The sequence below is a fragment of the Kitasatospora sp. DSM 101779 genome (assembly GCF_025655475.1).
Taxonomy (GTDB): Bacteria; Actinomycetota; Actinomycetes; order Streptomycetales; family Streptomycetaceae; genus Kitasatospora.
Genome location: NZ_JAHTIK010000001.1, coordinates 3,297,581 through 3,316,201 on the forward strand (window position 1 = coordinate 3,297,581; position 18,621 = coordinate 3,316,201).

Genomic DNA, 18,621 nt, shown 5'->3' on the forward strand with positions numbered 1-18,621 from the left:
GGGCCGGGCAGGGCAGGGCCCGGCGGCCGGGCAGGGCCGGGCCGGAGTCGAACCCGGTCGCGCGGCCTGCGGGACCGGGGCAATGGTGCCCCCGGCCGGGTGCCCGGCGGAGCCGGGTGGGTCGGCGAGCGCACGGATCCAAGGGGCGCACAGTGCCACGCTTCGTGCGCCCTGTGCTCGCGCCGCCACCACCGTCAACACTGGTGGTGGCGGCGCGATCATCGTGTCCGGGCGCGACTCCCCACGGGCGCGCCCTCCCCCACCACCCAGGGGCGCCGCCGCGCTGGGCACAGCGCGACACGACCGAGACGGGGAGACGGGCGATGGCAGAGGCCGGCACCATCCTGAACGGGCACCGCACCGAACGCGAGGACAGCCGCCCGCTGCCCTCCGTCCTGATCGCCACCCGGCACGGCGAGTCCGTCGCCAACGTCGAGTTCCGGCTGGCCGAGGAGACCGGTGCCCTGACCGTCCCGATCAACAGCCGCGACGCCGACATCCCGCTCTCCCTGCACGGGCAGGCACAGGCGCAGGCGCTCGGCCGCTGGTGGGCCGAGCTGCCCGCCACGGACCGGCCGCGGGCGGTGTGGTGCTCCCCGTACGTCCGCACCACGGAGACCGCGCGGATCGCCGTGGCACAGGCCTCCGGACTGGGGGCGGTGCCGGTGGGCGTCCCGGTGCGGTACGACGAGCGGTTGAGGGACAGAGAACTCGGCGTGCTGGAGATGCTCACCCGGGCCGCCATCGAGAAGGAGCACCCTGCGGAGGCCGCACGGCGGCGACGGATGGGCGAGCTGTACTACCGGCCGCCCGGCGGTGAGTCGTGGCTGGACGTGGCGCTGCGGGTGCGGGGGGTGCTGCGGGACCTCTGCGAAGAGGAGGCGGGACGGCCCGTCCTGGTGGTTGCGCACGACTGCACGGTGCTGATGCTCCGGCACATCCTGGACCGACTCACCGAGGCACAGCTGCTCGCCCTGGAGCCCGTCCGCAACTGCTCGACCAGTCTGTGGCGCGCCTCGGACGGCCGGCTGCACCCGGACTTCTGGAACACCACCGACCACCTGCCGGGCGGCCGGGCCGGGTAGCCGCGCCGGGTAGCCGCGCCGGATAGCCGGGCCCGGTGGCCGAGCGGGCTGGCCGGACAGCAGGGCTGGGTGGCGGGACAGCCGGGCAGGGTGGCGGCGCTGCCGAGCCGGGTGGCCAGGCAGCCGCGACGGGTGGCCGGACAGCAGGGCCGGGACCGCGACGGGTGGCCGGACAGCAGGGCCGGGGCCGCGCCGGGTGGGCCGAGCAGGCGAGCCGGCGCGCGGGTGGTCATCGCAGCAGGCGGCGCTCCTTGGCGGTGGCGACGGCGCCGGCGCGGGTGTCGACGCCGAGCTTGTCGTAGATCCGGCTGAGGTGGGTCTTGACGGTCGCCTCGCTGATGAACAGGGCACGTGCGATCTCCCGGTTGCCCAGTCCTTCGGAGAGCCGGGCGAGGATCTCCTGTTCGCGGTCGGTGAGCCGGGGGGCGGGGGCCCGCATCTGGGCCATCACCCGGCTCGCCACCGGCGGCGAGAGCACCGTGCGGCCGGCGGCTGCCGCGTGGACGGCGGCGAACAGCTCTTCCGGGCGCTCGGCCTTGAGCAGGTAGCCGGTGGCCCCGGCGTCGATGGCGCGGGTGATGTCGGCGTCGGTGTCGAAGGTGGTGAGGACGAGGACGTACGGCCCGTCGGGGTCTGCGGTGATCCGCTTGGTGGCCTCGACGCCGTCGATGCCGCTGCCCAGTTGGAGGTCCATGAGGACCACTTGCGGTCGGAGCCGGGCGGCGAGGGTGACGGCCTCCTCGCCGCTGCCGGCCTCTCCGACCACCTCGATGTCGCCGGCGCTGGCGAGCAGCGCGAGCAGGCCCGCCCGGACAACCGTGTGGTCGTCGCAGACGAGGAGCCGAACCGGCGGGTTCATCCCGGCCTCCCGGTGTGCAGGGGAACGGCGGCGGAGAGCACGGTGCCCTCGCCGGGGGTGCTCTCGACGGTGAGGGTGCCGCCAAGCTGGCGCAGTCTGGCCCGCATGGCGGGCAGTCCATGGCCGCGGGAGGCGGTGGCCCCGGAGGTGTCCAGGGGCAGGCCGCGGCCGTTGTCGGCTATGTCGAGCACGGCCTGGTCACCGAGGTAGGAGAGGGTGAGGGCGGCGGCCGAGGCGTCGGCGTGCTCGCGGACGTTCGCAAGGGCGCCCTGTGCTATCCGCAGTAGGGCTGCCTGGGCGGCGGGCGGCAGCGGGACGGGCGTGCCGTCGAGGTGGAAGCGGACGGGCAGGCCTGTCTCGGCGCTCTCTCGGTCGGCGAGGGCCCGCAGGGCGTGGTCGAGCCCGCCGCCGTCGGCCAGCTCGGCCGGAGCGAGGTCGTGGACGAAGCGGCGGGCCTCGGCGAGGTTGCGGCCGGTGACGGCGGCGGCCGTACGGACGTGGCGGCGGGCCGTGTCCGGGTCGGTGTCCCAGGTGCGGTCGGCGGCCTGGAGGAGCATCTGCTGACTGGATAGGCCCTGGGCGAGGGTGTCGTGGATCTCCATGGCGAGGCGTTCCCGTTCGGCGAGGGTGCCCTCGCGGCGCTCGGTGGAGGCGAGGTCGCGACGGGTGCGGACGAGGTCGTCGACGAGCGCCCGTTGCCGGGCGGTCTGTCTCCGCATGGTGAGGAAGACCGCGGTGGCGAGGGCCGCGACGGTGGGCGGCAGGATCAGCAGGGTGGCGTCGGCCTGACCGGGCAGCCGCGCCTGGCCGACGGTGACCAGCGCGGTGAGCGCGGCGACCAGCGGGAGCGCGGCCTTGGTGGGCAGGGTCCGCAGCGCGGTGTAGACCAGCGGAACGGCGCACCAGGCGAAGCTGGGCGCCATCAGGACGAGGACCACCCAGAGGGCGACGACCAGCGCGAGGGCTGCTGCCGCGGTACGGCTGCGGCGGGTGGCGTACCTGGCGGTGCGACCGTCGGCCGGGCCGTCGGCCGGGCCGTCGGCCGGGCCGGGGCTGCCGCCGCCGGCCCGGGTGGCGATGTCGGGGGCGGCGATGTCGGGAGCGGCCCCGTCGACGCGGTCGGCCCCGTCGGCGCGGTCGGCGCAGTCGGCCTCACCCGCGCCCGGGGCGCCCCTGCGGGGCGGGGCGAGCAGCCGGGAGCCGGTGAGCTGGGCGGCGGCGAGGGCAGCGGAGAGGCCGATCACCCAGGGGGTGGCCGGGCTGTCCGGGTGGTGGGTGAGGAAGCGGCTGAGGGACCCGACGAGGAGCAGCAGAAAGGCCGCGTCGAGGACGAGCGCGAGGCGGCGCTCGTCGGTGTCGGCGTCGTTGCGCTGCGGCGGTCGCACGTGCTCCTCCTGTTCTGCCGCGCTGTGCTGACGGGCTCCGCTGTGTGGTGCGGGGCGGTTGGTTGGTCGGTCCGACGTGGCGGTGTGGGACGGCGCGCAGGCCCCCCGATGGGTGGGGCGCTGCGATGGCCGCGGCGCTCCGCGGACGGGGCGCTCCCATCGTCACCGGCCGGCAGTCACCGGCGCCCTCCGGCCGCCCTCCGACCGCCGGCGGACCGCCCGCCGGCCGCCGGCCGGCCGAGGACCGGGCCGCAAGGACCGGTCACGAACCGGCCGTGGCCTGGTTCGGATTCTTGCCGGTCCACCGGCGCCACACATCGGCCGATCGGTTGACCCAGGTGTCCTCCATCATGCCTGCGGAGACCAGCCGGGACGCCGACGCGGTGGAGGGGGTGCGGCCCTGAGGATCGATGTGGAGTCCGTGCCGCAGGGGCCGGACCGGTGATTCGCCGAGGAGTCGGAATGAAGAGGACGTCGATGCGGGCACGGGTGCTGGGCGGCGCTGTGGCGGTGGCCGCCCTGGGGGCGGGCACCTTCGGTGCGGTGGCGGCGAGCGCGGAGACCCCTGGCGCCGCCGGCGCTCCCGCGGTGGCCCGTGCCGAGGTCGGTGGCAAGGGCGTGGTGTCCTCCTCGCACCTGTCGGTGGACGCCGCAACCAGGGCCGCGCTGGCGGCGATGGATGCAGCCGACAAGGGCGGCTACAAGGTCTCGGTCGCCGTGGTGGACCGCAACGGCAACACGATCGTGGCGCTGCGCGGCGACGGCGCCGGCCCGCAGTCGCCCGAGTCGGCGGAGCGGAAGGCCTTCACCGCGGTCTCCTGGAACGCCCCGACCTCCGAGCTGGCGAAGCGGCTGGCGCAGACGCCGAACCTGAAGGACATACCGGGCACCCTGTTCCTGGGCGGCGGTGCCCCGGTGCAGGCTAAGGGTGCGCCGGTGGCGGCCATCGGCGTTGCCGGTGCGCCGAGCGGCGACCTCGACGAGCAGTTCGCCCAGGCGGGCGTCGCCGCGCTGGGCAAGTAGCACCGGGGCTGCCACCAGCAGGCACTCCGACCCGCGACCTGCGCCCCGCGCCCCGCCTCCCGCGCCCCGCGCCCGGTCAGGCGGCCGCCGCCCTCCGTCCTACGTTCGCCCTGCCTGGGAGGCCGCGCCGGCCGCCCCACCACCACGTGCTCGCGCACCCCCTCACCTCGCCCGGACCACCCACCACGCCTTGGCACCCCCTCAAGCACGTTCCGCTGCGCGCACCTTCGCTACACCCCCGCCGCGATCTCGGGGCTGGCGAACGCGCGGCGGTAGGCCTGCGGGGTGGTGCCGAGGCGGCGGGCGAAGTGGTGGCGGAGGGTGGCGGCGTTGCCGAAGCCGCAGCGGGCGGCGACGGCATCGATCGGCTCCGCGGTGCCCTCCAGGAGCCGCTGGGCGAGCAGCAGGCGCTGGCCGGTCAGCCAGCGGTGCGGGGTAGTGCCGGTCTCCTGCTGGAATCGCCGGGCGAAGGTCCGCGGGGACATGTGGGCGAGGGCGGCGAGCCGCTCCACGGTCGCTTCCTCGTCGAGGTGGTGGCGCATCCAGTCGAGGACGGGGGCGAGCGAGTCGACGCCGGGTTCGGGCAGCGGGCGGTTGACGAACTGGGCCTGGCCGCCCTCGCGGTGCGGGGCGACGACCATGCGCCGGGCGATGCCGCGGGCGACCTCGGCGCCCTGGACCTTGCGGACAAGGTGCAGGCAGGCGTCGATCCCTGCGGCGGTGCCCGCGGAGGTGATGACCGGGTCCTCGTCGACGTAAAGAACATCCGGTTCGATCGTGGTGAGCGGGAAGCGGCGGGCCATCTCGGCGGCGTGCTTCCAGTGGGTGGTGGAGCGCCGGCCGTCGAGGAGCCCGGCGGCGCCGAGCAGGAAGCTGCCGCTGCAGATGGACAGGGCACGGGCGCCGCCTTCGACGGCTGCCCGGAGGGCCGCGACGAGGGCGGGCGGGTACTCGTCGCGCAGGCCGGTGGCGGTGAGGACTATCAGGTCGGCCTGCGCGAGGCGTTCGGGCCCGTGCGGGACGTCGATGCTGAAGCCGGCATGGGTGCGCTTGGGTCCCGGCCGGTCCGAGGCGAGGGCGAACTCGTAGACGGGCAGCCCCTCCTCGCTGCGGTCGAGGCCGAACACCTCGCAGGCGACACCGAGTTCGAAGGGATGGACTTCCTCCAGCACGACGGCGACCACGTTCTTCAGCACGGATTCGGGCTTCGGCATGACTCCAGGATGAGCCTTGGCAGTAATTCGATGCAAGGGGGCATTCCTGCCACTCGTCGTACTCCCGACCGGCCTGGAGAGTAGTGGCATGACTTCCACCGTGTTCGAGAACGCCATCGCCCTCTCCGTCTTCGTCGGCGTGTTCGCCCTGATCGGGGCCGTCGTCGGCCGGGATCTCGACCGCACCGGTCGGCACGGCCGCGACAACTGGCACCGCCCCGGCGGCTATCCGGCCGATCCGTCCGTCCCCGATCGACTGCACCGACCCCCGGCCACCCGGTTCCACGTCACGGAAGGCAGACTGGACGGATGGACGTCGTCATCCGCCGCGCCCGCGAACGGGATCTCGAACCGGCCGGCGAGCTCTCGGTCGAGGTCTACGTCGGTGACGGCTTCAGCCTCGCCGGCGGGCCGTACTCCGGACTTCTCCGCGACACCCGCCGCCGCAACGAGGAGGCAGAGCTCCTCGTCGCTGTCGACGCCCAGGACGAGCATGTGCTCGGCTGCGTGACCTTCGCGGTGGGCGGTACGGCCTGGGCCGACATCTCGCAGCCGGACGAGGGGGAGATCCGGATGCTGGCGGTCGCCCGGGCCGCCCGCGGCCGCGGCGTCGGCTCCGCCCTCGTCCAGGCCGCGATGGACCGCAGCCGCGAACTGGGCCTGGCCGGCATGGCCTTCTCCACCCGTCCGGACATGACGGACGCCCATCGGGTCTACGAACGGCTCGGCTTCCGCCGCGCCCCCGAGCGGGACTGGGCCCCGATGCCCGGCATCGACCTGATGGTCTACGCCCTGACGTTCTGACGAAGACGTTCCGAAGAAGCCCTTCCGGCGAAGGCGCTCTGCCGAAGCTCCTCGGACACCCGGCCCGGGACCGAGGCCCGCCTGGTCGCACCCGGGATCCGGACTCGTCGACCGGGATCCTCGACCGGACTCGTCGACCGGGATCCTCGGCCGGCAGGCCGGCCACCCGCCAACCCCGCCACCGCCGTCGAATTGAAGACACAGGCAGTCAGGACACGGAGAACGCCTCAGGCCACTGGACCCGCCATTGCCGCGAGCAAACCCCCGCCCGGAAGCCGGACGCCACACCGACGTTGGACGCCCTACCGAGGCCGGACGCCCCACCGAGGTCGAAAACGCCACCGAGGCCGGGCGTCACACCCGTGCCGGACGCCACACCCGAGCCGGGGACAGCACCTGAGGCCACGGTCCGGGCGGCAGGGCCGATGCCCCTCGTGCTGCGGGATTCGCCGCCCCCTGGGCCCCCGGCCACCCCGACCGACCTGGCGGTGCCCCCGTACCGTCGCTCATGACTGGAGATCGTAGGCCATCCGGCGCGGCCCCCCTCCCGGGTGGTGGCCGTTCCGTGAGGGCGGCGCGGGGGCGACGGGTGGATCGGATGTGGCCGAGGTGTGCACGGCACGTCCGGCAGGGCTGCGCCAGCCACGGACGCGACACGCTACGTGCACAAGATATGGGGGCACATCAGGGAGACACCACAACATGTATGCTCACTCTCGCTGTCGACGCAGGGGAACCCGGTGCGAGTCCGGGACTGCCCCGCAACGGTGAGCAGGCCCGTGAACGCCCGGGCCCGCGCAGTCCGAGGGCCTGCCGACGGTGTGCCACAGGCTTCCCCGCAGATGCCATGAAGCACAGCTGTACGTCCGGGCCTCGCGGGTGGGCCGGGTGGCGACGCGCACCTCCGACACGGTCGGGTGTGCCGGTCCCCCCTGCCGCGCGCATGCCCGGACGCGCCCCCGGCCCACGGCTCGGGGGTGTCCGAAGCGTCCGCTGCCGCCACAGGAGAGAGTGCGCCTTGACCGTCGCTGCCTCAGTCACCCTGCCCTCCCAGGGATCCGCCGACAACGACCGGCCCGACCCCGGTGCCGCGCTGCTCCGGCTGCTCACCGACCGCAGCACCGACCTTCCCCAGGTGGACCCCGGCCACGTCGCCGCCGCCGCGCTGCGCGGCCGCCACGCCGGTTCGGACTTCGCCGAGCTCCGCGGGCTGGCCGTGGAGGCCGCCGCGTCGATGATCGCCGAGGACCCGCAGTACTCGAAGCTCGCGGCCCGCCTGCTGGCGCTGGAGATCCGCGACGAGGCGGTCTCCCAGGGTGCGGTCTCCTTCGCCGCCTCGATCGCCGTCGGCCACACCGAGGGCCTGATCGGCGACACCACCGCCGAGTTCGTGGCCAAGCACGCGGACGCCTTCGACGCGCTGGTCGACCTGCAGGGCGACGACCGCTTCGAGTACTTCGGCCTGCGTACCGTGCAGTCCCGCTACCTGCTGCGTCACCCGATCACCCGCAAGGTGATCGAGACCCCGCAGTTCTTCCTGCTGCGCGTGGCGGCCGGCCTCGCGGTCGGCGACACCGAGCAGTCGGTGGCCGAGGTGGCGGAGCTGTACCGGCTGATGAGCCGTCTGGAGTACCTGACGTCCTCTCCGACGCTGTTCAACTCCGGTACCAAGCACCCGCAGATGTCGTCCTGCTACCTGCTGGACTCGCCGCTGGACAACCTGGACTCGATCTACAACCGCTACGCGCAGATCGCCCGGCTGTCCAAGCACGCCGGCGGCATCGGCCTGTCCTACTCGCGGATCCGCTCCCGCGGCAGCCTGATCCGCGGCACCAACGGCCAGTCCAACGGCATCGTGCCGTTCCTGCGCACCCTGGACTCCTCGGTCGCCGCGGTCAATCAGGGCGGCCGCCGCAAGGGCGCGGCCTGCGTCTACCTGGAGACCTGGCACGCCGACATCGAGGAGTTCCTGGAGCTCCGCGACAACACCGGCGAGGAGGCCCGGCGCACCCACAACCTCAACCTGGCGCACTGGATCCCGGACGAGTTCATGCGTCGGGTGAACGCCAACGAGGACTGGTCGCTGTTCTCCCCTGCCGACGTCCCCGAGCTGGTCGACCTGTGGGGCGCCGACTTCGACGAGGCGTACCGCAAGGCCGAGCAGGCCGGCAAGGCCGTCCGCACCATCCCCGCGCAGACCCTGTACGCCCGGATGATGCGCACCCTGGCGCAGACCGGCAACGGCTGGATGACCTTCAAGGACGCCTCCAACCGGGCCGCCAACCAGACCGCGCTGCCGGGCCGCACCGTGCACTCGTCCAACCTGTGCACGGAGATCCTGGAGGTCACCGACGACTCCGAGACGGCCGTCTGCAACCTGGGCTCGGTCAACCTGGGCGCCCACGTGGCCGCCGGTGCCACCGCCGCCGACCTGCTGAACGCCATGGACTGGGAGCGGCTGGACGCGACCGTCCGCACCGCGGTGACCTTCCTGGACCGGGTCATCGACATCAACTTCTACCCGACCACCGAGGCCGGCACCTCCAACTCCCGCTGGCGGCCGGTCGGCCTCGGCGTGATGGGCCTGCAGGACGTCTTCTTCCAGCTGCGGATCGACTTCGACTCCGCCGAGGCGAAGATCCTCTCCACCCTGATCTCCGAGCGCATCATGCTCACCGCCTACGAGCGCTCCGCCGACCTGGCCGAGCAGTTCGGCCGCCACGAGGCGTACGGCGAGACCCGCGCCGCCCGCGGCGAGCTGCACATCGACCACTTCAACGCCGCCGCGCCGCAGTGGACGGAGCGCTGGGACGCGCTGCGCGCCCGGATCGCGGAGACCGGCCTGCGCAACTCGCTGCTGCTGGCGATCGCGCCGACCGCGACCATCGCCTCCATCGCGGGCGTCTACGAGTGCATCGAGCCGCAGGTGTCCAACCTGTTCAAGCGCGAGACGCTCTCCGGCGAGTTCCTCCAGGTCAACCCGTACCTGGTGCGCGAGCTGAAGGAGCTCGGCGTCTGGGACCAGCAGACCCGGGACGCGCTGCGCGAGACCAACGGCTCGGTGCAGGACCTCAACTGGCTGCCCGCCGAGGTCCGTTCGCTGTACCGCACGGCCTGGGAGCTGCCCCAGCGCGCGCTGATCGACCTGGCCGCGGCCCGCATGCCGTACATCGACCAGAGCCAGTCGCTGAACCTCTTCATGGCGGCGCCGACCATCGGCAAGCTCAGCTCGATGTACGCGTACGCCTGGAAGGTCGGTCTGAAGACCACCTACTACCTTCGGTCGCGCCCGGCGACCCGGATCGCGCAGGCCGCCACGGGCGCCCGCGCCGCCGTGCCGGTGCCCGCGCCGACCATGAGCCAGGAGGAGCAGGACGCCATCGCCTGCTCCCTGGAGAACCCCGAGTCCTGCGAGGCCTGCCAGTGAGCACCGACGACCGCCAGAAGATGCTGCTCGACCCTGGCTTCGAGCTGACGCTGCGTCCGATGCGCTACCCGTCGTTCTACGACCGGTACCGCGACGCCATCAAGAACACCTGGACGGTGGAGGAGGTGGACCTGCACTCCGACGTCGCCGACCTCGCCAAGCTGAGCGAGGGCGAGCGGCACATGATCGGCCGCCTGGTCGCCTTCTTCGCCACCGGTGACTCGATCGTCGCCAACAACGTGGTGCTGAGCCTCTACAAGCACATCAACTCGCCCGAGGCCCGGCTCTACCTGTCCCGGCAGCTGTTCGAGGAGGCCGTGCACGTCCAGTTCTACCTGACGCTGCTCGACACCTACCTGCCCGACCCGGACGACCGCGCGGCGGCCTTCGCGGCGGTGGAGAACATCCCCTCCATCCACCAGAAGGCGCAGTTCTGCTTCAAGTACATGAACGCGGTCGACCACATCGACTCGCTGCAGACCAAGGAGGACCGCCGCGCGTTCCTCCTGAACCTGATCTGCTTCGCGGCCTGCGTCGAGGGCCTGTTCTTCTACGGCGCCTTCGCGTACGTGTACTGGTTCCGCAGCCGCGGCCTGCTGCACGGCCTGGCCACCGGCACCAACTGGGTGTTCCGCGACGAGTCCATGCACATGGACTTCGCGTTCTCCGTCGTGGACACCGTCCGCGAGGAGGAGCCGGACCTCTTCGACGACGAGATGGCCAAGCAGGTCACCGAGATGCTGGAGGAGGCCGTCGAGGCCGAGCTCCAGTTCGCCCGCGACCTCTGCGGCGAGGGTCTGCCCGGCATGAACACCGAGTCGATGCGCCAGTACCTGGAGGCCGTCGCCGACCAGCGCCTGGCCCGTCTCGGCCTGCCGATCCGCTACGGCTCCACCAACCCCTTCGGGTTCATGGAGCTGCAGAACGTCCAGGAGCTGACCAACTTCTTCGAGCGCCGGGTCTCCGCGTACCAGGTCGCCGTCGAGGGCTCGGTCTCCTTCGACGACGACTTCTAGGCCGCACCGCATTCTGCGCCGCAGCGTGCGGACCGCCCTCTGGGCCGCAGCAAGCCGAAGGGCCGCACCCGGGATCCGGGTGCGGCCCTTCGCCGTTCGTTCCGCCGCGCCGTCAGTCGTTCGGCACGGTGGCGTACTTGGGGGTGCCCTCGGACATCTGCCGCAGTGCGTCCTTGCGGTCGCGCTTGGAGAGCCGGTCGATGTACAGGTAGCCGTACAGGTGGTCGGTCTCGTGCTGCAGGCAGCGGGCGAAGAATCCGGTGCCCTCGACCCGGATCGGGTTGCCGTCCTTGTCCTGGCCGGTCACCGCGGCGAAGTCGGGTCGGGCCAGCTCCATGTACGCGGTCGGCACGGAGAGGCAGCCCTCCGGCGAGTCGTCCAGTGCGCGGCGGCCGGCCGGCAGCTCCTCCAGCACCGGGTTGACGACGTGGCCGACGTGCCGCACGCCCTCGTCGTCCGGGCAGTCGTACACGAAGACCTTGAGGTCGACGCCGATCTGGTTCGCGGCCAGGCCGACCCCGTCGGCGGCGTACATCGAGACGAACATGTCGTCGATGAGCGAGGCGAGTTCACCGTCGAACGAGGTCACCGTGGCGACCTCGCGGTGCAGCACCGGGTTGCCGAACACGGTGATCGGGCGGGCGGTGCCCTTCGAGACGTCGGGCAGCTCGCCGACGACCTGCTGCTCCGCCGTCTCGTCCTGCTCGGGGTGGTCGTGCTCGTGCTCGTCGGCCATCGCTGGTTTCCGCTCCGTGGTTCCGTCCGGGTGTACCGCTCAAGGGTACGGCGCCGGACCCGACCGGACGCCCGCACAGGACGGACGCCCGCACAGGACACCCGTGCAGGACGAACGCGCAGGAAAGACGACTGGACCGGACGCGCAGGACGGACGGGCGAACCCGCTCAGCAGACCTCCTCGAGGTCCCGGTACGCCCGCGTGGCGGGGGAGGCGGCCACCCAGCGGTCCAGCAGGGTGCGCACCAGCGAGGCGGGTGCGGCGATCCCGCACTCGCGCTCGGCGAGCCAGGAGGTGCCGGCACTGCCCTGGCTGAGGTGGCTCAGGTGGCCGGGGTGGGTCGGGTCGCCGTCGTCGTGCGGGTCGTGGTGCGCGGTGTGGCCGTCGTCGATCGCCATCCGGCTCTCCGAACAGGCCCGGCACAGCAGCCGCACCGAGCTCGTCCAGTCCTCGGCGGCGTACCCGGCGTCGGCGACCAGCCGCTCCAGGGCGTCCCGGTCGCCCGCGGTGGCGGCCTGCAGCAGCACGACGAAGGTCGGCACCGGCGAGGGCGCCCACAGCTCGATCTCGTCGAAGACGGGGTAGGCGACGCCGTCCGCGACCCGCTCGCCGTGCGGGGCGCCGTCGTGCAGCACGACCTCGCCCCAGCGGCGGCCGGAGGACGGGAGCGGGATGGACAGCACCTCGATCCGGGCCGGGTCCAGCCGGCGGCCCCAGACCACCTCGGACTCGCCGTCCGGGGAGAGCCGCACCGGGGTGGTGCCGAGGTCGAGGTCGACGGGCCCGTCCGCCGGGCCACCGGGCCCGCCGGGAAGTCTCAGTCCGTACGCCTGCCAGGCCCGGCGGGCGAGCGGCCAGTCCTGCAGGGCGGTGGCGGTGATGCCGAGGTTCCACCAGTCGGGGGCGCCGGTCTCGCGGTCGAGCAGGGCGACGGCGCGCAGGCCGGCGGTGCGGGCCTGCTCCCAGTCGCGGCGGAACTTGTGCAGCAGGGCGAGGTTGAACCAGGAGTCGGAGAGCCACGGCTCCAGGTCTGCGGCCATGACGAGCAGCGCGCCGGCGTCCTCGTAGCGGCCGTCGCCGATGAGCGTGAAGGCACGGTCGGTCGTCTGCCGCCAGGTGGCCGACGGCCGGTGCCGTGCGCGGTGGAAGATCCTCACGTTCCGTCCCTGCCGTTGTCGTCCGCCAGTTCTCAGCACCTGCTCCGAGGCCGGCTGCTGCAACGGGAACGATCCGGTGTGCCGGGTGGCCCCGCATCCGGTGTTCCACGCTACGACCGCATCCAACCACGCCTGCGGCGGCCCGCGCTCCCTGCGCGGCGGTTCATGCCGGTTCGCGGCCCGCGGCGCCCGCTCTGGCCAATGCGTCGACGACGGCGGGGTCGTACGCGCCGCCCCGCTCCAGCCGCAGCCGCTCCAGCGCGGCCAGGCCGGCGGTGGCCTCGGAGAGCCCCCGGGCGCGGGCCTCCGTTCGCAGGTCGTCGTGGGCGTTGGCGACCCGGATGATGCGCGCGGCCAGCGGCAGGCTGCGGTCGGCGGCGCCGCCCGGCAGCCGGCAGGGGTCGGCGAGCCGGGCGACCTGCTCGCCGACCCGCCGCGGTACGCCGGTGCGCCGGATGACCTCGCTGCCGAGGCGGGCGATCCGCTGCTGCTCGGCGGCGGGCAACAGGGCGGTGGCGCCGCCGGGAACGGGTTCGACGAGGGAGAGCTGGCCGATGTCGTGCATCAGGGCGGCGTACTCCAGTAGGGCGAGGTCCCGGGTTCCGAGCCCGAGTTCGCGCCCCAGCGCGCACGCCGTGTCGGCAACCCGGCGCGCATGCCCCGGCGGGGTGTAGCCGGCGGTCTCGGTGGCCCGGGCGAGCGCCTCGATGGTCTGGCCGGTGGTGGCGCGGATCTCGGCGGCCCGCCGGAAGGAGGCCTGGGCGAGCAGCAGCGGGGTGCAGAACAGCGGCAGCGCCCACAGGCCGACCTCGCCGGCCAGCAGGCTCACCAGCATGCCGGTGGCGACGATCGCGGAGCCGATGCCGAGCAGTGAGCGCAGCTCGTCCTCCAGCGCGGCGCCGAACCGCAGGCCGGCGCGGGCCCGGTGCAGGACGGCGGCCAGCACGGTGTCGCACAGTGCGGTCAGGGCCGCCACGGCGGTCAGCAGGGCCCCGTAGACCGGTCCGGAGAGCGGGTCGCGGTCGAGCAGCCCGCTGCCGTAGACCGGCTGGAAGAGCAGGGCGGCGAAGGCCGTGGTGAGCAGCCGCCGGGCGGCGGTGTCGGCCCGGACGGTGTGGACGGTGTCGGGGCCGGAGCCGCCGGTGCGGCCCGGGTCGGGGCGGCGGCGGGCGCGGACGGCGGGCAGCGCGAGCTGCAGCAGCCCGGCCAGGGTGCCGAGGCCGGTGACCGCGACGACCTGCAGCGTTCCGTGGCCGGTGGGGGTCGAGTGGAGCGGTCCGAGCAGGGCGTAGGCGAGTGCGGCGGCGCTGCCGAGCGGCGCCTGCTCGCGGTCGCCGGGCAGGGTGATGCGCGCCCACTCGCCGACCGCGACGACCGCGCCGAAGGCGAGCGCCACCCGCGGCTGGGCGAAGCCGTGCAGGGCGACGTGCAGCAGGGCTGCGGCGAGCAGCAGCCCTGCTGCGGCGTGGACGGCGGACGGCCGCAGCAGGAGGCCGCGCCGGCCGGTTCTCACGGGGCGCCGCCCGCGGTGATCCGACCGCCGGGCCCGGGCACCCGGCGGGCGGGCTCGGGCACGCCGAGCGGGATGTCGGGCACCTCGCCGTCCCAGCCGCCGGGCGGCGGCGGTTCCGGCTGCCAGCCGTGCCGGTCGACGGCGGCGACCAGGGCGGTGACCATCGCCGGGTCGAACTGGCTTCCGGCGCAGCGCCGGAGTTCGGCGACGGCTTCGGCGACCGGGCGGCCGCGCCGGTAGGAGCGGGTGGAGGTCATCGAGTCGAAGGCGTCGGCGACGGAGATGATCCGGGCGAACTCGGGGATCCGGTCGCCGGCCAGCCCGGCCGGGTAGCCGCGGCCGTCGAGCCGCTCGTGGTGGTGCAGGATGCCCTCGCGGGCCTCGCCGAGGAAGGCGAGGTCGCGGACGAGTTCGTGGCCGAAGACGGGGTGCACCTCGACGGCACGGCGCTCGGCCTCGGTGAGCGGGCCGGTGCGGCGGAGCAGTTCGGTGGCGACGCCGAGCTTGCCGACGTCGTGCAGGGTGCCGGCGAAGTGCAGGGTGCGGATGCGGTCCTCGGCCATGCCGAGCTGGCGGGCCATCAGGACGGCGGCGCGGCCGACCCTCTCGCTGTGACCGCGGGTGTAGGCGTCCTTGATCTCCACGGCCTGGACGAGGGCGCGGACGGTGGCCTGGTGGGCGTTGGCCTCGCGGTGGCCCTGGGCGAACATCCAGGCGGAGATGGACAGCGGCAGCAGCGCGAGCACGGCGGCGAACGCGCCGTACGGCCCCTGCCACAGGACGGCGACCATCAGTCCGCCGGCGCCCTGGACGAGGGCGGGCAGCACGACGGCGCCGGTGGCCCTTGCCAGGTCCACGGCGTGGGCGCCGCGGGCCGGGCGGGCGGCGCAGAGGTGCCGCATCACGCCGACCAGCGCGGCGTTGACCAGGCAGAACACGGCGACGGCGGCCAGTGCGCCGAGGGCGGCGGTCGGGAAGTGCGCGCCGAGCAGCAGGTGCGGTCCGCCGAGCAGGCGGTAGACGGCGGCGGCGGTGAAGGCGGCGACGGCCAGTTGGGCGGCGTTCCACAGTCGGCGCAGTCGGCGGGGTGCCGGGAGGTGGGCGGTGAGCGCGCCGGGGACGGCGACCAGGGCCGCGGCGGCGGGCGGCAGCAGCAGCACGCCGGCGAAGAGCACCGGGAAGAAGCCGCGGCCGGGCAGTGCCCGGGCCGCCTCGCGGGCCTCGCGGGGCGGTCGGCGCAGCAGTCGGCGGCCGAGCCGGGCGCACGGGGTGGGGAGGCCGAGGGCGAGCGATTCGGCGCAGGTGTGCAGGAAGGCGAGCAGCCCGAGGCGGGGCCAGTCGACGGTGCCGCCGAGCGCGCCGCGGACGGTCCCGGCGAGCGGGATCAGGCAGCAGAGGGCGCCGGCCAGTACGGCTGCGGCGTACCGGGCCGCGGCGCCGGTGAGGGCGTCCCCCTCGCGTTCACTGGCGATGTCAGCCTCCCCCGCCGTGCCCGGCCCGTCCCGTTCGCGGGCCAGTGAGGAGAATAGGGCCCGGTTCGCGGGCCGGGGCGCACGATCGCGCAATGACGCTGCCGACGCCGGGTCAGCTCACCCGAACGAGTGAAACGATCCAATGGTGGGGACGACTTGAGTCCGCCTCACCCCGGGCGCGGCCCTGAGAGCGCTTCCCGAAGGCTTCCTTAAGAGAGGCCCAAGCCTCGCCCAGGACTCTTGACCCGGCCAGTGGTCCAGTCCATTTTGGGGATTGACCCCGTCCGGAAGGGGGCGGCCGCCAGCGCGGCCGCAGCTGATCCACGGCATCGTGCGCGGATGCCGACCGTCCTTGTACCCGGCGCCGCCCGAACCTCCCGGGCGGCGGTCCCCCATGCCCCGGAGAGGTCCCCGATGGAACGTGCCCAGCTCCACTCCCCCGCACCCGGCCGGCACCGTCGCCGGCGCGGTGCCACCGCCGCGGCCGCGATCGCCGCACTCGGCCTGGTCGCCGCCGGCGCCGCCGCAGCGCTGAGCGGTGGCGACGCCCTGGCCTCCACAACCGCGGCGGCGCCGCTCGGCAGCAACTGGTACGCCTCGGCCCCGTACCTGATGCCGGAGGACAACTCGCCGCCGGACGCCGCCGCGGTGATGGACGCGACCGGTCAGAAGGCCTTCCAGCTGGCCTTCATCCTCGACTCCGGCGGCTGTACCCCGGCCTGGGGCGGCACCTCCTCCATCGACACCGACACCGCCATGCCCGCGGTGATCCAGAAGATCCGCTCGAAGGGCGGCGACGTCTCCGTCTCGGTCGGCGGCTACGGCGGCAACAAGCTCGGCCAGGGCTGCGGCACCCCGGAGGCGACCGCGGCCGGCTACCAGAAGGTGATCACCAAGTACCAGCTGAAGGCGATCGACTTCGATCTGGAGGAGCCGGAGTACGAGAACGCGGCGGCGATCCACAACGAGATCGGCGCGGCGAAGATCCTCCAGCAGAACAACCCCGGCCTCTACATCTCGATCACCACCGCGGGCACCAACGCGGGCACCGGCTGGTTCGGGACGCAGATGCTGAACGAGGCCAAGTCGCAGGGCTTCACGCCGAACAACTACTCGATCATGCCGTTCGACGGCGGCTTCAACGGCGCCGCGGCCCAGACCGACGCGCTGGTGAAGTTCAACAAGATCCTGCAGACCACCTTCGGCTGGGACGAGGCCACCGCCTACGCCCACGAGGGCGTCTCGCTGATGAACGGTCGCACCGACGCCGCCGAGTACTTCAAGCAGGCCGACTTCCAGACGGTGCTGGACTTCGCGACCGCGCACAAGCTGGCCCGCTACACCTACTGGTCCGTCAACCGGGACCGGCAGTGCGCCGGCACGGTGGACCCGGGCCTGTCCGGCTCCTGCTCCAGCGTGGCCCAGAACGACTGGGACTTCACCAAGTTCACGGTGAAGTTCGCCGGGGCGACCCCGCCCACCAGCACCCCGACCGCCACCCCGACCTCGTCCACCTCGCCCACCTCGTCGGCCTCCCCGACGGGCAAGCCGGGCACCTGCACCCTGCCCGCGTGGAACGCGTCCACCGTCTACACCAACGGCAACAAGGTCTCGTACCAGGGGCACAACTACCACGCGAAGTGGTGGACCCAGAACGAGATCCCGACCAACAGCGGGCAGTGGGGCGTCTGGGCCGACGACGGCCCCTGCTGATACCTGCGGCGCGGGCCGGCGACCGGGCACGACCGGTGGCCGGCCCGCGCCGGTGCTGTCGGGGTACGGCCGCCGTGCGGGCGGAGGCTACTCGGTGGCGGCAGCCGTGGCCGTGGTGGCGCCGTGCCCGGCACCCTCCTCGGCCGGCACCTGGGCGGCGCGCTGGCCGGCCCGGATGGAGTCGATCCGGGCGAGCACCTTGGTGCGCAGGTCCGCCGGGGTGTCGTCACAGCCGCAGGAGCGCTTGATCAGCGCCTTGATGGCCTGTTCGAGCCCGTACTTCTCCAGGCAGGGCGAGCACTCCTCGAAGTGCACGCGCAGCTTGACGCAGTCGCCCTCGGCCATCTCGTTGTCGAGGAATTCGTAGAGGTGGTCGAGCACCTCGCCGCACTCGGTGTCGTGCGGATCGCCGCAGCTCATGAGCCCGCGCCCTTCGCTTCCTGCCCTGCGCCGCTGCCCGCCGGGACGAGTCCGCGCTCACGGGCGTAGTCCTCCAGCATGCCGCGCAACTGGCGGCGGCCACGGTGCAGCCGGGACATCACCGTACCGATGGGTGTACCCATGATGTCCGCGATCTCCTTGTAGGCAAAGCCCTCGACGTCCGCCAGATACACGGCGATCCGGAATTCCTCCGGGATCGCCTGCAGCGCGTCCTTGACGTCGCTGTCCGGCAGGTGGTCCAGCGCCTGGGCCTCGGCCGACCGCAGGCCGGTCGACATGTGCGACTCGGCCCGGGCGAGCTGCCAGTCCTCGATCTCCTCGGCCGCGGTGCGCTGGGGCTCGCGCTGCTTCTTGCGGTACGAGTTGATGAACGTGTTGGTGAGGATGCGGTACAGCCACGCCTTGAGGTTCGTGCCCTCGCGGAACTGGTGGAAGGACGCGTAGGCCTTCGCGAAGGCCTCCTGGAGGAGGTCCTCGGCGTCCGCCGGGTTGCGGGTCATCCGCAGGGCGGCCGAGTACATCGGGTCGAGGAAGGCCAACGCGTCGCGCTCGAACCGCTCGCGGCGCGCGTCCTCACTCTCGTCCGCGGACACCCGGAAGGTGTCCTCACCGATCGCCTCGGCAAGCTCGTCACCGGTGAGCGTCCCGCCCTCCGGCAGGCCCTCGCCCGGCACGGCCTCGTCCTCGGTCCCGACGACCGGACCCACCTCCTCGGAGCTGCGGGGCCCACCCACCGCGGGCCGACCCGAAATGGAGGATATCCGGCCCACCGGCTT

At 73.4% G+C, this 18,621-nt stretch carries 15 protein-coding genes and 1 riboswitch; of the genes, 6 read left to right on the forward strand and 9 right to left on the reverse strand.

What is annotated here, in order from left to right:
• Window positions 1–323 precede the first annotated feature (323 nt).
• Window positions 324–1,085, forward strand: a complete 762-nt coding sequence (locus KSNIM_RS14995) for a histidine phosphatase family protein (protein WP_263103715.1) — start codon at window positions 324–326, stop codon at window positions 1,083–1,085.
• Between the two features lie 229 nt (window positions 1,086–1,314).
• On the opposite strand, the gene KSNIM_RS15000 is transcribed toward KSNIM_RS14995, so the two are convergent.
• Together KSNIM_RS15000 and KSNIM_RS15005 are read right to left on the reverse strand one after the other, a co-directional pair.
• Window positions 1,315–1,944 carry a response regulator gene (locus KSNIM_RS15000; RefSeq protein ID WP_263103716.1) on the reverse strand — a complete coding sequence of 210 codons (630 nt, stop codon included), beginning with the start codon at window positions 1,942–1,944 and terminating at the stop codon, window positions 1,315–1,317.
• The gene (locus tag KSNIM_RS15005) at window positions 1,941–3,329 is read right to left on the reverse strand and encodes a sensor histidine kinase (protein ID WP_263103717.1); all 1,389 of its coding nucleotides are present in this window, start codon (window positions 3,327–3,329) and stop codon (window positions 1,941–1,943) included. Before KSNIM_RS15005 ends, KSNIM_RS15000 begins: the two co-directional genes overlap by 4 nt.
• Before the next feature lie 462 nt (window positions 3,330–3,791).
• Here KSNIM_RS15005 and KSNIM_RS15010 point away from each other — a divergent pair, with 462 nt between their 5' ends.
• Window positions 3,792–4,352, forward strand: coding sequence for a GlcG/HbpS family heme-binding protein (locus KSNIM_RS15010; protein WP_263103718.1), 561 nt, complete (start codon window positions 3,792–3,794; stop codon window positions 4,350–4,352).
• A gap of 230 nt (window positions 4,353–4,582) precedes the next feature.
• On the opposite strand, the gene KSNIM_RS15015 is transcribed toward KSNIM_RS15010, so the two are convergent.
• Window positions 4,583–5,548 (reverse strand): helix-turn-helix domain-containing protein, encoded by a 966-nt coding sequence (locus KSNIM_RS15015; protein WP_263107965.1) that lies wholly within the window; start codon window positions 5,546–5,548, stop codon window positions 4,583–4,585.
• A gap of 327 nt (window positions 5,549–5,875) precedes the next feature.
• Here KSNIM_RS15015 and KSNIM_RS15020 point away from each other — a divergent pair, with 327 nt between their 5' ends.
• The 3 genes from KSNIM_RS15020 (at window position 5,876) to KSNIM_RS15030 (ending at window position 10,813) form a co-directional block, all read left to right on the forward strand.
• A complete protein-coding gene (locus tag KSNIM_RS15020; protein WP_263103719.1) occupies window positions 5,876–6,370 on the forward strand; it encodes a GNAT family N-acetyltransferase in 495 nt (164 codons plus the stop codon).
• A gap of 689 nt (window positions 6,371–7,059) precedes the next feature.
• Window positions 7,060–7,203: riboswitch (cobalamin riboswitch) on the forward strand.
• 209 nt (window positions 7,204–7,412) lie between these two features.
• Window positions 7,413–9,797: a ribonucleoside-diphosphate reductase subunit alpha gene (locus tag KSNIM_RS15025; protein WP_263107966.1), complete on the forward strand. Its 2,385-nt coding sequence runs from the start codon at window positions 7,413–7,415 to the stop codon at window positions 9,795–9,797.
• Window positions 9,798–9,817: 20 nt separating this feature from the next.
• The gene (locus KSNIM_RS15030) at window positions 9,818–10,813 is read left to right on the forward strand and encodes a ribonucleotide-diphosphate reductase subunit beta (RefSeq protein ID WP_263107967.1); all 996 of its coding nucleotides are present in this window, start codon (window positions 9,818–9,820) and stop codon (window positions 10,811–10,813) included.
• Window positions 10,814–10,925: 112 nt separating this feature from the next.
• Here KSNIM_RS15030 and def read toward each other — a convergent pair whose 3' ends face one another.
• The 4 genes from def to KSNIM_RS15050 all read right to left on the reverse strand — a co-directional run bounded on the left by def (window position 10,926) and on the right by KSNIM_RS15050 (window position 15,691).
• Window positions 10,926–11,549 carry a peptide deformylase gene (gene def / locus KSNIM_RS15035; RefSeq protein ID WP_263103720.1) on the reverse strand — a complete coding sequence of 208 codons (624 nt, stop codon included), beginning with the start codon at window positions 11,547–11,549 and terminating at the stop codon, window positions 10,926–10,928.
• A 167-nt stretch (window positions 11,550–11,716) separates the two neighbouring features.
• Window positions 11,717–12,706 (reverse strand): tetratricopeptide repeat protein, encoded by a 990-nt coding sequence (locus KSNIM_RS15040; protein WP_263103721.1) that lies wholly within the window; start codon window positions 12,704–12,706, stop codon window positions 11,717–11,719.
• Window positions 12,707–12,869: 163 nt separating this feature from the next.
• Window positions 12,870–14,219 (reverse strand): HD-GYP domain-containing protein, encoded by a 1,350-nt coding sequence (locus KSNIM_RS15045; RefSeq protein WP_263103722.1) that lies wholly within the window; start codon window positions 14,217–14,219, stop codon window positions 12,870–12,872.
• Window positions 14,216–15,691, reverse strand: coding sequence for an HD-GYP domain-containing protein (locus KSNIM_RS15050; protein WP_411543866.1), 1,476 nt, complete (start codon window positions 15,689–15,691; stop codon window positions 14,216–14,218). Before KSNIM_RS15050 ends, KSNIM_RS15045 begins: the two co-directional genes overlap by 4 nt.
• Before the next feature lie 414 nt (window positions 15,692–16,105).
• Between KSNIM_RS15050 and KSNIM_RS15055 the strand changes: the two genes are divergently transcribed.
• Window positions 16,106–17,404, forward strand: a complete 1,299-nt coding sequence (locus tag KSNIM_RS15055) for a chitinase (protein WP_263103723.1) — start codon at window positions 16,106–16,108, stop codon at window positions 17,402–17,404.
• Window positions 17,405–17,491: 87 nt separating this feature from the next.
• Here the strand turns inward: KSNIM_RS15055 and rsrA are convergent, their stop codons facing one another.
• Together rsrA and KSNIM_RS15065 are read right to left on the reverse strand one after the other, a co-directional pair.
• Window positions 17,492–17,824: a mycothiol system anti-sigma-R factor gene (gene rsrA / locus KSNIM_RS15060; protein ID WP_030267880.1), complete on the reverse strand. Its 333-nt coding sequence runs from the start codon at window positions 17,822–17,824 to the stop codon at window positions 17,492–17,494.
• On the reverse strand, window positions 17,821–18,552 hold the full coding sequence (locus tag KSNIM_RS15065; protein WP_317634021.1) for a sigma-70 family RNA polymerase sigma factor: 732 nt from the start codon (window positions 18,550–18,552) through the stop codon (window positions 17,821–17,823). Before KSNIM_RS15065 ends, rsrA begins: the two co-directional genes overlap by 4 nt.
• Window positions 18,553–18,621: the final 69 nt, after the last annotated feature.